Below are 14,660 nucleotides of genomic sequence, written 5' to 3' on the forward strand. Positions count from 1 at the left end.
ATCAATTATCGTATAATCCTATGTTGTTTGGGGTTAACAACAGGATTTTATATGACTCCCTCACCATATAGCGACGCAGCAACTTCTGAAGCCGCTTCAAAGTTATTCGATCAACAGACGCTATATCAATTGTTACAGCAACAATTTGGTTTTACTGAGTTCAGAGAAGGCCAACAAGCGGTTATTGAAACCATTTTGGCAGGTCATTCTGCATTAGCGATATTTCCTACCGGTTCAGGTAAGTCCTTGTGTTATCAGTTTTGTGCCCAACAGTTACCCAATCTAACCTTAGTTATTTCGCCGTTGTTGGCTTTAATGAAAGATCAGCTGGCATTTTTAGCGAGTAAAGGCATCGCCGCGGCCAGTATTGATTCAAGTTTAACTTATGATCAAACACAACAAGTGATGCGTGATGTACGAGATCAACGTACGCGAATTTTGATGGTATCAGTTGAACGTTTTAAAAATGAACGTTTTAGGCAATTTCTTAAATCAGTACCGATTTCGTTGCTGGTGGTTGATGAAGCGCATTGTATTTCAGAATGGGGGCACAATTTCAGGCCTGATTATTTAAAAATTCCACAATATTGCCAAGAATTTTCAATCCCTCAAAGTTTGTTATTAACCGCAACGGCAACTGAACAAGTAAAACTGGATATGGCCAAGCGTTTTGGTTTATTAGCGGAGCAGGTAATACAAACCGGTTTTTATCGCCCGAATTTAGATTTGTCGGTTGTCGCGGTTAATCAGCAACAAAAGCTCACTCAACTCGCGCTTACCGTAAAACACTATACTGGTGCTGGCATAGTGTATGTAACTCTACAACAAACTGCTGAGGACGTTGCTGCACACTTAATCCGTCAGGGGATAAATGCTGCAGCGTACCATGCAGGTATGGAGCAGACGGTTAGACAACATATTCAACAACAATTTATGCAGAATCACATTCAAGTGATTGTGGCGACGATTGCTTTTGGTATGGGCATTGATAAATCAGATATTCGATTTGTTATCCATTTTGATTTACCAAAGTCGATTGAAAATTACAGCCAAGAAATCGGTCGAGCAGGGCGTGATGGTTTGCTAGCTCATTGTGTGACGTTAGCAAATTTAGATGGATTAAATACTGTTGAAAATTTTGTTTACGGCGATACGCCAGAAGCAGATAATATAGGTCAATTATTAGGCATTATTGCATCTGAAACCGAAAATGGTCGCTGGGAGGTACAAGAAACGCCATTATCTACAGCATGTAATATTCGTTCATTGCCTTTGAAAACGTTATTTGTGCAGTTAGAACTATTAGGCGTGATCCGTCCAAGCTATGCTTATTTTGCTGAATTTAAATATCGGTTTGTGGAAGACCAGCAAGCCATCCTGAGTCGATTTAACGATCAGCGCCAGCAATTCTTGAGTCAGGTATTTGCCCATACACAGTTTAAAAAGGTGTGGGGGCAACTGGATTTTGACAGTTTATATCAACAACATGGTTGTGAACGACAACGAGTTGTTGCGGCATTAGACTATTTAGCTGAACAGAATTTGATAATTCTTGAGACAAAAAAAATCACTCAAGTGTATGATGTACAACAGCAGGCATTAGCGACACCGCAGCAATTACAACAATTGACCCAGCAACTCAGTCAATATTTTAGTGAGAATGAACATAAAGAGATTGTGCGGATTGGTAAGCTAGTCGATTTTTTTGAACTTGATCGTTGTTTAAGTGCAAATTTAGCTCACTATTTTGATGACCACTCGGTGCCACAAGAATGTGGCCACTGCAGCGTTTGTCGTGGGCAAATTGCCGTCTTATCCAAACAGGCTGTGGCTCCGTTACCAGACTCGGCCACAGTGACAACATTGCTCGAACCGTTAATGTTAGTGGCTCGAGCAAAATCGTTACCCACTCCAACCATTGCTACGCAGGCTAAATTTCTTGCTGGTATGATAATGCCAATGTTTAGTCGTTTGAAAGTTAAACAATTAGATGGCTTTGGACGTTTTAGTGCTTATCGATATCAAGATATTCTGGATACTGTTAAGAAGGTAAATTCATGAAACCGGTTCCTAAAATACTGTTAGAGCGACACGGTGAGTTAATACAAAGTGAAGGCGTGACGGTGGTGTCCCATATTCAACGGCAAGTTGGAGAGTGGGTGGTTCAAACGTTAATGATTAAAGATTGCGATGTGCCATTTAAATACAAGCGACCTCAACGTTTCAAGAGTTTGTTAGACCATAAAGTCAATTTGATTTACTACCCGGCAAAAGAAGTCGTGGGCGGATTTGAAATTGAAATAATGCAAGTGGTCAGGGTTCGCCGTTACTAAATCGAGTTGATTAAGCTCAGCACACGAGTGTCTCGGTGTGCTGAGTGTTAATAGTGGATCATTTTAACGTTTCCCAATGTTATCCAATTATTGATGAGCCATTTTCATATCACCTTTTCCAACCAAGGCAATACCGCCGCTTAGCCATTGTAATAGTTGAGTGTCAATCTACACTACTCACTGGCATTACTCTTGCCGCAGCCTCCCACATTGGCCGTTAGATAGGGGTCAACTAACTCAAATGAAATAGCCAAAAAATTTCAACGAATTAGCAAGCTATCCCAAGCATAAGTACAAGCCCTGTGGGTCCCAATGCTACTGGCCACTAAACTCAAATTCGCTCACTGTTTTCCACACTCTATAGCGTAATTCGGTGCCTTCTGGCAAATAGAACACTTTTGGTTGACGGCTGTCATAGCGTAACGTCATGGCTTCATTAAGCACAATAAACTCAGCTGATTTGGCGTTAGTGCACATCATTTTGGTTGTCGGACCTTGCATCACCTTATCTACTTGGTAATAGACATATCCCCAACCAGCTAGCGATATTTTGTCAATTTCACCGATGAGTTTAGTCTTATTACAATCGACAATTTTATTTTGGCCTATTTGCACTTCAAGCATGTAATCTTGCTCATCATTTAGTGCTGGTAGGGTTAATACATGTTGGACCATTCCCTCTGTGGGGGCAGGATACATTTTACTAGCTTCTTGCGGCTTATATTGACTGACATCCATAACCGTACTATTGATTTTTAGGGTGTTCAGATAATTATTGTCAACGGGACTGGTTGCTCTGGTTCCAAATGAGATAACACTAGCAAAGATGACTGTAACCGTCATCGCGATTTTTATGGTATCAGTAACACTGAGAGGTTTCATATTCTGTCCTTATAAAAATGCATGTAACGCTACTTCTATAAAATAGCATTGTATTTGTGGTTACCGGCTCAAAAGGTAATTGATTTTTAATGTGTACTTACTGTCAATTGATCTCCAAACAAGGGAGTAAATGGTCTTTTAACATACCAATTGCACTGTTAATAAAAATCATGGCAGGTTTGATATCAACTCATTCAGTTTGAATTTAGATTATCCCTCTTTATCCCATAGTTAGCGTGGTTTGTTTAGTGTAAACGATGCTTGCTATGGAAAGGGTTAAATGAATATATTTTATTTACGCTAGTTTATTGTGCAACAGAAACATCAATAATTGAGTTTAGTTCATAAGTATGACATAACATACTGATAACCTTTGACACATTGTATTTATTAATAAGGTATCGTCTTCGATGCATAATACCCAAAATCTAGAACAAACCTCGCATATACTGCATTTAGCGTTACCTAAAATGGCGACCTTATCGATTCCTGTTACGCCAGAAAACTATGCTATTTGGTTTGATTATTTTGCTGAGAGGAACCTTAATTTAAAACGCGCAATTGACGGTTTAATTGCTAATGGTGTTCAATTTACTCCCGAAGTTAATTTAGGCTTATACAATCGATTTATTGAAGAGCAATCACCAGAAGTTATTGAGAACGTACAAATCGAAACTCAAATCCTGATTAACAGCTTACTAAATAAGATTGAGCAGTTAAATGTTGGCACTGAATCATTTTCAACTAACCTCAATGAATTTGGTGAAAAGCTACAAACAAATCCTAATACTGATGAACTTAATCTTATTGTTGGCTCTATAATCGCCGAAGTTGACCAAGTCATTGCTAATAATCATCAAATGTCTGCAAGTCTTGAATCATTATCGGGAGAAATTGCCAACCTTAAAGACGAAATGGAAAATTTGAGTAAAGTAGCTATGACGGATGAACTCACATCGTTAAAAAACCGCCGCTCCTATGAATTGTTTGCCGCCGAGCAGATGACCAAGTTTGTCGACACTCAAACAGTATGCAGTTTGTTGATGATAGATATCGATAATTTCAAGATGTTTAATGATACTTTTGGACACTTAATTGGTGATAAAGTGTTGGCTTATGTGGCTTTAGCCATGAAGCATACCGTTAAAGGCGATGATTTGGTTGCCCGCTATGGTGGTGAAGAGTTTGTGGTAATGTTGCCCAATGCCAAGCTTATTGATGCCGTTAATGTGGCTGAAAAAATACGTGAAAGAATTGCATTAAAACAGCTTTCTATAGGTAAGGAAAAGAAACAGAACCTGGGCCATATTACCGTTTCTATTGGTGTGGCCACTATTCAAACGGGTGATGATGTAGATACCTTATTATCGCGTGCTGACGAACAACTTTATATTGCCAAAGCCGCTGGTAAAAATTGCGTCAAGTTTGGTTAATCACTCGCAGTGGTTGTACTGTGTTATTAGCATTTGTTTTGCTTATTCGCTGATACCAAGATTTGATTTAACACCGTTAAACCCACAATGAATCAACTTTTATATGTTGAGCCATGTGGGCTTATGTTTACCTGCAGTTGATTACATTTAATACAACCAAAATGTTATTGCGCTTTTGGTTGTAAATCCATGTGCATCTTTATCAAATGTTCTTCCATATCAAATGATACGGTAAACCCAAGTGACTTGGCGAGGTTGGCCATACTGCGGTTTTCAAACATGGTAAAGCCCGTTAAATACAGTGTATTGTTGGTTTTATAGTAAGCAATCAGTTTTTCCAGTAATAACTTGCCTAAGCCAATCCCTTGATAATTACTGCGAACAGCCATAGCAAACTCAGCTTCGGTATTATCAGGGTCGATAGACGCTCTCACAGCCCCTAACGTTAGCTCTTCACCATCCTCTGTCATTGTCGTCGCAATAAACGCCATCTCACGCGAATAATCAATTTGCGTTAAAACTGCCATTTCTTCATGGGTCATTCGTGAGCGCACCCCAAAATAGCGCTTGTATCTGTCTTCATCACTTAATGAATTATCAAAATCTAAGTGCTTAGGTTCATCTTCTGGCAAGATGGGACGCAACATTATCTCGAGTCCATTTTTCAGCGTGGTAGTTTGTTCTAATTCTTTTGGGTAGGGCAAAATGGCCAGACGGTTAATGTTGTCTTGCGGGGTGGCATGAAGACGCATATTGACGTCTAATAAGGTGATTATTTCCCCCGCGGCCAACACAGGATTAATGTCTACTTCGGCAATTTCAGGACAATCAATAATTAAGTGAGATATTTGCGTCAGCATCACGCATAAAGCATTCATGTCGAGACCAAGTGGCAAATGACGGTCTCGCAACTTATGGGTTTTAAGTGCTTGAATCACCATATAGCGAGCCAGTGCCATGTTTAATGGTGGCAGTGCAACAGCGGCATCGCGTGTTGGGTCCCATTCAGATCCACCTTCACCTAAACAGATAGCTGGACCAAATACTGGGTCATTAATTACTGACACTCTAATTTCTTGAGCACCTGCGGTTAACGCCATTTTTTGAATAATTAATCCATCAATTTTGGCCGAAGGGTTAATTTGATGAACCCTGTCAATAATAGAGTGGGCGGCGTGACTAACATCTTCATCAGAAGCTAAATTTAACACTACGCCGTGCACATCTGATTTATAGAGTAGGTCTGGTGATTGCACTTTTAACGCTACAGGATAACCTACTTGGTTGGCGACATTAACCGCTTCATCAACATCTTTTACAAAGCGGGTTTCAATGGTGTTGAGTCCGTAAGCCCGCAAAATATCCACAGCTTGATGTGTTTCAACCACTGTTTGACCATTATCCAAGGCGCGTTGCAGTAATAGCCGTGCGGCTTTGCTGTCAGTCGGAATATTATCGGGTATTGACTGCGGTACTTCTTGGAGTAACTTTTGGTTACGACGATACTCGACCATGTGCATAAATGCTCTCACGGCACCCTCAGGGGTTCGATAGGTCGGAATGCCTGCTTTGGTAAATCGTTTACGGGCCAAATAAGCTGAGTCTTCACCGCTCCAATTGGTGAGCATATTGATTCGATTGCGATTAGGGTGTTGATTGATAGTGTCGATAATACTGTTAGCGATTTCAACACTTTCACCTAATATCGATGGCGAATGTAGCACCAAAATAGTGTCAGTATCGTTACTGCTCATGAGCACTTTTAATGTATCTGCGTAGCGTTGGCTGTCTGAATCGCCAATCATGTCGATAGGATTTTGTCGTGACCATGTACTGGGTAAAATAGCATTCAGTTCTGTCACGGTTTTTTCTGACAATTGTGCCAGTTTGCCACCTTTAATAATCAACTCATCCGCAGCCAAGACTGCAGGGCCGCCGCCATTACTCATAATAACTAATCGTTCACCTTTTAATGGGGTTGAATGAGCAAGGCTTTCTACTGCAGCAAATAATTCAATTAAATCGTTTACTCTTAACATACCGGCACGTCTAAAAGCGGCTTCATAAACGGCATCGTTACCGCCAATACCACCAGTATGGAGCATTGCAGCTTGTACTCCTTCACGGCTACGCCCTGATTTAATCACAAAGATGGGTTTATTGCGTGAGGCAGCGCGGGCGGCTGATAAAAAGTGACGTTTTTCGTTAATGGAATCGATATACAGCATGATAGCGCTGGTTTTACTGTCGCGGCCCAAATAATCGAGTAATTCGTCAAAGTCGATATCGGTGGCATCGCCGAGTGAAATAAACGACGAAAAGCCAATACCTTTATTGTTGGCCCAATCGAGGACTGTGGTGCAAATAGCAGCCGATTGCGACACAAATGCAATTTTGCCGACGTTGGCTCCTGCGTGCGCTAAACTGGCATTGAGCCCTATAGGCGGTAAAATCATTCCTAAACTATTGGGGCCTAATAAACGCATACCGTATCGTTTCGCATACTGTTTGGTGAGTTCCAGTAAATTATTACCTTGCTCGTCAGTTTGCGATGCCATGCCAGAAGCCATAATAATCGCAACTTTGCAGCCAAATTGAGCTAAACGTTCAACAATACTGGGCACTTTCAGGGCGTTGGTACAAATTATAGCTAAATCAGGTTTGATCGGTAATGCTTCAATATTGGGGTAAGCCAATACGCCCATTACTGCGGTGTATTTGGGTGTCACAGGCATTATTGGACCAGAAAAACCGCCTGATAGCAGGTTTTTCATCACTGCTTTACCTGCGCGTTTATTGCCGTTAGATGCGCCAATGACTGCCACAGAAGTGGGTTTAAAGAGTGCATTAATACTGCGTTGACTCATAAAGTGTGACCTTAGCTGGCTGGCAATAAACAAGGTAGTTAGCGCTAGATTAGCATATTATTTTATCGAATAACGATAAAGAGATTATTTTAACTGAGGGACTATTTTGTGAATAAAACCAATTACTCACTTAATCTTTGAACATCGATCATCACATCATAAAAAACCATCGATAGAGTGGATTTATAAGTGTTGTCTCGACCATAAAAAATGCAATAAAAAAGGGCCATTTAGGCCCTTTTTTATTGTAGTTGTAATTGCTTTTAATGCTGTTCGGTTGCTGGTATCGCAGACGAAGGAGCAGGGACGTAAATATTGATGACCTTGCGGATCAATGCTTTACCGTCTTCAATTGCAATATATAAACATGGAATAAGACATAAAGTTACCACAGTCGCAAATAATACTCCGAACGCTAATGAAACCGCCATTGGGATCACCATTTGAGCTTGCATACTGGTCTCAGCCATAATCGGCACTAAACCCATGAATGTTGTTAATGACGTTAGCATGATAGCCCGAAAGCGACGGCAACCTGCATTGAGAACGGCTTGTTTCATCGGCACACCCGCTTTGCGTGAGTTATTGACATAATCCACCATCACCAACGAGTCATTCACCACAACACCAGCCGCGGCAATAATACCGAACATCGATAGTACACTTAAATCGATACCTAAAATGATGTGGCCCATTACGGAACCAATAACCCCAAACGGGATCACAGACATGATCATCACAGGCTGAATATATGAGCGTAGTGGAATAGCTAACAAGCTATAAATCAGCAATAACGATAAGATAAAGTCACGCATTTGTGTATCTGCGCTGTCTAATTGCTCTTGAATACTACCAGAAACCACACTGTGTACTCGCGGATACTTAATCAATAACTCAGGCATAAAGTTATCACGGATATCTTTAGCTAACTTAAACGGTTCAGTTTGATCTGCATCTACATTGGCCCACACGTTAATGGTACGGTTACCATTTTCGCGGCGGATACTGTTAACGCCTTGAACCACCATTATTTCAGCCACTTCAGATAGCGGTAATTCTGCACCTTGTGGGGTGTTAATCATCACATCTTGTACCAGTGCGATTGAATTACGTTGCTCTTCAGGGTAGCGAAGCATCACTTTTATTTCTTCACCATTACGAATAATACGTTGTGCTTCAAGACCGTAAAAGCTGTTGCCCACCTGTGAGGCGATATTAGCTAAGGTTAAACCCAATGCATTGGCCAACGGCTTTAACTGAAACTGCACTTCTTTGGCACTTGATTGACGGCTGTCGTTTACGTCACTGACGCCTTTAAGTGAATTCAGTTTGGCTTTTAGGGCTAATGACGCTGCCACTAACTGGCTTTCATCTTTACCTTCAAGCCTAAAGCTAATGTCGCCATCTTCACGACCTCCGCCCATTAAACTGTCTTGAATGCTAAACGATTTGACTCCTGGAATTTGTGGCATTGCTTTACGCCATAAGTCTGCTAAAGCAAAGGTATCCATTGGTCTAAGTGATGGGTCTACCAATTTAGTCATCACTTCTGCTGTTGTTTGCCCTTTAAGATCGACTTGCATGTCAGAAATCATTTTCTGGCCATATTGCTGTTCAATCTTTTTATCAACATCATATAAAGTCTGCTCTATGGCCAGTGCGGCCGCGAGTGTCGATTTTTCTGATGCATCAACGTTCATTTCAACGGTGACTCTTGGAAAGTCGTGTGGAATTTTTGGTTGACCGATAAAACGAACCAAACCGCCCATATAAAGCCCAACACAGATCAAAATCAAGCTGATAAACAACATGATAACCGCGTAACGATACTCAACCGCTAATTCAAGGGAAGGGCGATAGACAGACTTAATAAATTTCGTTAACCCGCGATCAATTTTACCTTGAACAAAATTAACGCCGTTACGCAGCCAATCTAATGGATTTTTTGAACCTGGTTTAACAATGGTAGGCTTTTTCATGTGCGCCAAATGCGCAGGCAAAATCAATTTAGATTCTATTAATGAAAACAATAAACATAAAATAACAACAAAACCAATAGCCTGCCCAAATGCAGATGATGGACCGTCGTCCATGGTTATTGGTAGAAAAGCGGCTATCGTGGTCAGTACACCAAAGGTTGCTGGCATGGCGACTTTTTTAACCCCACGAATAACGCTGTCAATACTTTGGCCGTGTTCTTCTGATTCGCTGTGGGCACTTTCGCCCATCACAATGGCATCATCGACCACGATCCCCAGCACTAAGATAAAGGCGAACAAGCTGATAACGTTAATGGTTACATCAAAAAATGCCATTGGCATAAACAATAGTGTGCCTAGGAAACACACCGGTAGTCCCATCATCACCCAAAAAGCCAATCGAACACGCAAGAACAAAGCCAGCATGATAAACACTAATATCGCACCACTTTTCATGCTGTCGAGCATCAGTTGTAAACGGCCATCTAAGTAGTAGGTCATGTCTACCCAAGGTTCAAGTTTTACACCTTGTGGTAATATTTTTTGCTGTTTATCGACAAAGCTATTAATGGTATCTGCCACATCGGTAATACTTTGGTTTTTACCCGCACCAATGAAGAAGGTAACTGAATTTTTACCATTAAATTTAGAGTATTGAATGCCTTCTTCAAAGCCATCATTTACGCTGGCAATATCACCCAATAAAATCTTGGTACCATCATCTAATGTTAGTAAAGGCAGTTGTTCAAACTCGTAACCTACATAGGCTTGATTCTGAACGCGTAAATTGATGTAACCATTTTCTGCTTTGATTTGGCCAGCCGACATATTGCGTGAATAGCCACGAACGGCCTCAGCGACATCATTAAATGTGATCCCAAACTCACGTAAACGGTCTTTACTGACTTCAATGCCAATTTCATAACTTAAGCCGCTATAATATTCGCTAATGTTGACACCAGGCAATTGCATGATTTCATCATTAATGCGCTCGCCTAAATCTTTGAGTTGCTTTTGGTTTAAGTCACCATAAAGGCTTAAATACATGACTTCTTGGCGAAATTTAATCCGTTCAACTTTAGGGGGCTCCATGCCACCAGGAAAGGTTGAGATCGAGTCAATTTCAGACTTAACCTCTTCAAGTACGACTTGTGGGTCATATGAGTCTTCAACCTGAAAATATCCCTGCGCTATATTACGATTTGAATAGGTAATAACCCTTTTTAATCCTTGAACGCTTTCTAAGGCTTGTTCAATTTTAATGGTAATGCCTTCTTCCACTTCTTGTGGTGCAGTACCTGGGTAAACGGCGCTAAATTGAATCCAGTTAACTTCAACAGCAGGGAAGAATTGCTTACGGATTGTATTGGCGGTTAACAGACCACCGAGTATGATAATGATCATCAACAAGTTTGCAGCTACGCTATTGCGGGCAAACCAGGCGATAATTCCTTTGTTAGTATCGTCCATGATGTTTATTTACCTTCCATCGCAAGTTCAGTTTTTTCTGTTTCTACTGACTCATCTTGTAAGATTTTATCTTCAGGCAAAGCGAGTTGCATACCTTCTAGCGGGTAATCAAGCGCTGATGTGATAACTTGTACGCCTGATTCAATACCTTCTGAAATCACTACATTCGCGCCTTCTTGGCGAATAATGTTAACAGGTTTATAACGTAAGGTTTTGTCGCTATCCATCACGGCAACTAAACCATTTACAATCAAATGACGCGGAATAATGGCCACATTACCGGCATTACTGCCTTCAACATAGGCGGTAACATAGGTGCCAAATCGTAATTCATTTTTATCGCTATTGAGTCCGTATGGGTCGTCTATTTCGGCAACGAGGTATGTCATGCGGCTTTTGCTGTCGACCACGCCTTCACTGCGAACAATTTTTCCTATCCACTCTTGTTTGCTTCCAGCAAAGTTACCCACTAATCGTACCTCAGCATGAGTGCCTTTTTGATCTAAATATTGCATTTCTTTATCGGCAAGCGGTAAGCGGATTTCTGCTGTATCAGTATTATAAACATGACCAATTTTACTGCCAGTGGTGACGTATGCACCTAAACCGATTTCACGGCTGGATATAAGTGCATCATACGGAGCGCGGATAACCGTACGCTCTAAATCACGTTGTGCACGTAATAAACCCGCTTCAGCACTTTTTAGTTTGGCTAATTCTTGTGCTAATTGTGGCTTGCGTAAACTAAGATCGGTTGGCTTACTGCTGGTTATCTCAGCCCATTCTCGTAAGGCGACTTCCGCATTGGCTCGTTCTTGCACCATGTTGGCTTTAGATGAGGCTATGTTTGCTTGAGCATCTAATAAACCTGCTTCATAGTCACTGGGATCAATTTTAGCTAAAACATCACCTTTTTTAACAAAGCCACCTTTGACGAATTTATCGGCTAAATAAATAATTTCACCACTGACTTGTGCGACGAGTTCGGTGTCGTATTTTGCCGCGACAACACCGTATGAACTGACAGAAAAAGTCATCGGTTTATATTCAAGTGCTTCAACCGACACTAAAGGGGTGGTATCAACTGCAGGCTTTTCTTCAGGCGGTTTTTTTAGTGCAGCAATGCCAACTAAACCGGCTATTCCAATACCTAATACTATGATGGGTAATATTATTTGTTTTTTAGTAGCCACAATGCTTCCTTTTTATAATCCGATATTTTTGCAGTAAGTTCATTTCATACCGCCAATAGTCTTTTTTCTACTGTATATGTTAATCGATATGTTTAGTGTTTGTTGTTTCATTGTGTAAACTTGTGTGTCAACTACTTGCATGTGATCTCATGACATAAAACCTTTAGGGAACAGATATTGTGCAGATTGAAAACACCTCTAGATTACAACTGTCATTAATGACTCTTAATGACAGCGCACTATTATTTGAACTAGACCAAGATGAACGAGTCATGCACTTTCTTAATGGCGGCAATAAAACCACTCAGCATCAGATAGATACGATCATGTTGCCAAGATTGGCTCAATATTTACATCCGTCAAAAGGTTGGGGATTATGGAAAGTCCATGCGCTCGATTGTGACGCCAACGATCAACACGGGTTAAGCGGCGAGTATTTAGGCTGGGTATTAGTCAGACCGATGCACTTTTTTACCCAAGCACAACCGCATAACTTAGAGTTAGGTTGGCGGTTTAAGCATATTTGTTGGGGTAAAGGCTATGCTACAGAAGCTGCCAAAGCGGTCATGGATGCTGTCAGTGAGCCTGATGACGTGACTCATGTGAGTGCGATAGCAGTAGAGGAAAATATTGCCTCAATTGTGATTATGAAAAAACTTGGTATGACGTTTCAGCATAAAAGTATTCACCGTGATCCATTAGGTGATACTGAAGCCGTGTTTTATCAAAAAGCAGTGTAATGTTTTTTAAGGCAATAAAAAAGAGCAGCCTGAGCTGCTCTTTTGTTGTATTACATACTGTCGATTACTTTTTAGCGTCTAAATAACGCTCAGCATCAAGTGCAGCCATACAACCCGTACCGGCAGAAGTAATAGCTTGACGATAATGTTGATCCATTACGTCGCCACAAGCATAGACACCTTCGATGCTAGTTTGTGTAGCATTGCCTTGTAAACCACTGTTTACTTGTAGGTAACCGTGATTCATTTCTAATTGACCAGCAAAAATACCAGTATTAGGGCTGTGACCAATAGCAACAAATACACCAGCGACTTCTAAATCTGTCACTGAACCATCTTTAGTGCTTTTCTTTTTAAGACCCGTCACACCCATGTCGTTACCAGTGACTTCTTCAAGTGTTTGGTCTAGATGTAAAATGATATTACCGTTAGCGACTTTGTCCATTAAGCGGTTAATCAAAATCTTTTCTGAACGGAAGCTGTCACGACGGTGAATTAAGTGAACTTCAGATGCAATATTACTTAAGTAAAGTGCTTCTTCAACAGCAGTATTACCACCACCAATCACCGCAACTTTTTGGTTACGATAAAAGAAACCGTCACATGTAGCGCAGGCAGAAACACCGCGGCCCATAAATGCTTCTTCAGATGGAAGACCTAAGTATTTAGCAGATGCACCAGTGGCAATAATTAATGCATCACAGGTAAATTCGCCATTGTCGCCTTTTAAACGGAAAGGGCGCTCAGTTAGGGTCACTTCATTGATATGATCGAAAATAATTTCGGTATCAAACTTTTCAGCGTGTTTTTGCATGCGATCCATTAATGCTGGACCAGTTAAGTCTTCAGCATCGCCTGGCCAGTTTTCCACTTCAGTTGTGGTTGTTAATTGACCACCTTGCTGCATGCCTGTGATCATCACAGGATTTAAATTTGCACGCGCTGCATAAACAGCAGCGGTATAGCCGGCAGGGCCAGAACCTAAAATTAGTAGGTTAACGTGACGAGCTTCACTCATGATTTTGTTCTCCGATAACATGCCTTAAGCAATTTGCATGGGATTGTATGGAATTTACCTCTGCGGGTAAAGTGAAGTTGAGTGTAGGAAATCGATTGGGGTTATCTATTGTGTAAATATTCCGTTTCAGGTGAGGTAATGGTGCACATTAGCTTGCTTGAAACGGTTACTTGTCGCTCTATACTGTTTGCTAGCGTAGGTTTAGTAAACCAAGTGACAGGTTGGTAAATTATTTTTTTCTAAATAATTCTGATGGTATTCTTCGGCAATGTGGAATGTTTGTATCGGTACAATTTCAGTCACAATATGACGCTGCCCCCATTTACCACTGCGTGCTAACGCCACTTTAGAGCTTTCAGCTTGGGCTTTTTGCTCTTTATCGTGGAAAAAAATCGTACTGCGATATTGTGTGCCAATGTCGCCGCCCTGCATATTCAGCATGGTTGGGTTATGGTTTTTCCAAAAAGTGTCCAACAAGTCGTTGTAACTGACGACTTCTGGATCAAACTCAACTTGCACCACTTCTGCATGACCAGTGGAACCCGTCTTCACTTCTTTATATGTCGTCGCACTGTCTTTGCCACCCATGTAGCCACACGTTGCGTTACTGACGCCGTTAATTTCACGGAAAAAATATTCAACACCCCAAAAACAGCCTGCACCAAATGTTGCTAACGCCATGACAAACCCTTAAAACAAATTATAGAAGTCTAGATGGCTGTAATTGTGTTGAATATCGACAATA

Annotated in this window: 10 protein-coding genes; 4 read left to right on the plus strand and 6 right to left on the minus strand. The window is 41.0% G+C overall.

The genetic code is table 11. The features are described from left to right. Positions 1–51 precede the first annotated feature (51 nt). Entirely contained in the window at positions 52–2,061 is a 2,010-nt protein-coding gene (locus H5181_RS07390; protein WP_182750647.1) for an ATP-dependent DNA helicase RecQ, read from the plus strand. Next, positions 2,058–2,333, plus strand: a complete 276-nt coding sequence (locus H5181_RS07395) for a hypothetical protein (protein ID WP_011637386.1) — start codon at positions 2,058–2,060, stop codon at positions 2,331–2,333. The genes H5181_RS07390 and H5181_RS07395 overlap by 4 nt, the downstream gene beginning before the upstream one ends. Positions 2,334–2,648: 315 nt before the next feature. On the opposite strand, the gene eco is transcribed toward H5181_RS07395, so the two are convergent. Next, positions 2,649–3,215 carry a serine protease inhibitor ecotin gene (gene eco / locus H5181_RS07400; protein WP_011637387.1) on the minus strand — a complete coding sequence of 189 codons (567 nt, stop codon included), beginning with the start codon at positions 3,213–3,215 and terminating at the stop codon, positions 2,649–2,651. Between the two features lie 410 nt (positions 3,216–3,625). Between eco and H5181_RS07405 the strand changes: the two genes are divergently transcribed. Then, positions 3,626–4,648: a GGDEF domain-containing protein gene (locus tag H5181_RS07405; protein WP_182750648.1), complete on the plus strand. Its 1,023-nt coding sequence runs from the start codon at positions 3,626–3,628 to the stop codon at positions 4,646–4,648. A gap of 164 nt (positions 4,649–4,812) precedes the next feature. Here H5181_RS07405 and H5181_RS07410 read toward each other — a convergent pair whose 3' ends face one another. The 3 genes from H5181_RS07410 to H5181_RS07420 form a co-directional block, all read right to left on the minus strand. Further along, the gene (locus tag H5181_RS07410; RefSeq protein ID WP_011637389.1) at positions 4,813–7,515 is read right to left on the minus strand and encodes an acetate--CoA ligase family protein; all 2,703 of its coding nucleotides are present in this window, start codon (positions 7,513–7,515) and stop codon (positions 4,813–4,815) included. 263 nt (positions 7,516–7,778) lie between these two features. Further along, positions 7,779–10,964 carry an efflux RND transporter permease subunit gene (locus H5181_RS07415; RefSeq protein WP_182750649.1) on the minus strand — a complete coding sequence of 1,062 codons (3,186 nt, stop codon included), beginning with the start codon at positions 10,962–10,964 and terminating at the stop codon, positions 7,779–7,781. A gap of 5 nt (positions 10,965–10,969) precedes the next feature. Further along, complete coding sequence (locus tag H5181_RS07420; protein ID WP_011637391.1) at positions 10,970–12,157, minus strand: efflux RND transporter periplasmic adaptor subunit; 1,188 nt, start codon at positions 12,155–12,157, stop codon at positions 10,970–10,972. Between the two features lie 179 nt (positions 12,158–12,336). On the opposite strand from H5181_RS07420, the gene H5181_RS07425 reads away from it, so the two are divergent. Then, on the plus strand, positions 12,337–12,897 hold the full coding sequence (locus tag H5181_RS07425) for a GNAT family N-acetyltransferase (protein ID WP_182750650.1): 561 nt from the start codon (positions 12,337–12,339) through the stop codon (positions 12,895–12,897). A gap of 64 nt (positions 12,898–12,961) precedes the next feature. Here H5181_RS07425 and trxB read toward each other — a convergent pair whose 3' ends face one another. Further along, positions 12,962–13,915: a thioredoxin-disulfide reductase gene (gene trxB, locus H5181_RS07430; protein ID WP_011637393.1), complete on the minus strand. Its 954-nt coding sequence runs from the start codon at positions 13,913–13,915 to the stop codon at positions 12,962–12,964. A gap of 201 nt (positions 13,916–14,116) precedes the next feature. Continuing rightward, positions 14,117–14,596, minus strand: a complete 480-nt coding sequence (msrA, locus tag H5181_RS07435) for a peptide-methionine (S)-S-oxide reductase MsrA (protein ID WP_182750651.1) — start codon at positions 14,594–14,596, stop codon at positions 14,117–14,119. Between the last annotated feature and the right edge of the window lie 64 nt (positions 14,597–14,660).

The organism is Shewanella sp. SG44-2 (genome assembly GCF_014164215.1).
Lineage (GTDB): Bacteria > Pseudomonadota > Gammaproteobacteria > Enterobacterales > Shewanellaceae > Shewanella > Shewanella frigidimarina.

Bases quoted from the DNA above. Each gene is read 5' to 3' on its own strand.
- H5181_RS07390 (WP_182750647.1), top strand. From the start codon at position 52: ATGACTCCCTCACCATATAGCGACGCAGCAACTTCTGAAGCCGCTTCA.
- H5181_RS07395 (WP_011637386.1), top strand. From the start codon at position 2,058: ATGAAACCGGTTCCTAAAATACTGTTAGAGCGACACGGTGAGTTAATA.
- eco (WP_011637387.1), bottom strand. From the start codon at position 3,215: ATGAAACCTCTCAGTGTTACTGATACCATAAAAATCGCGATGACGGTT.
- H5181_RS07405 (WP_182750648.1), top strand. From the start codon at position 3,626: ATGCATAATACCCAAAATCTAGAACAAACCTCGCATATACTGCATTTA.
- H5181_RS07410 (WP_011637389.1), bottom strand. From the start codon at position 7,515: ATGAGTCAACGCAGTATTAATGCACTCTTTAAACCCACTTCTGTGGCA.
- H5181_RS07415 (WP_182750649.1), bottom strand. From the start codon at position 10,964: ATGGACGATACTAACAAAGGAATTATCGCCTGGTTTGCCCGCAATAGC.
- trxB (WP_011637393.1), bottom strand. From the start codon at position 13,915: ATGAGTGAAGCTCGTCACGTTAACCTACTAATTTTAGGTTCTGGCCCT.
- msrA (WP_182750651.1), bottom strand. From the start codon at position 14,596: ATGGCGTTAGCAACATTTGGTGCAGGCTGTTTTTGGGGTGTTGAATAT.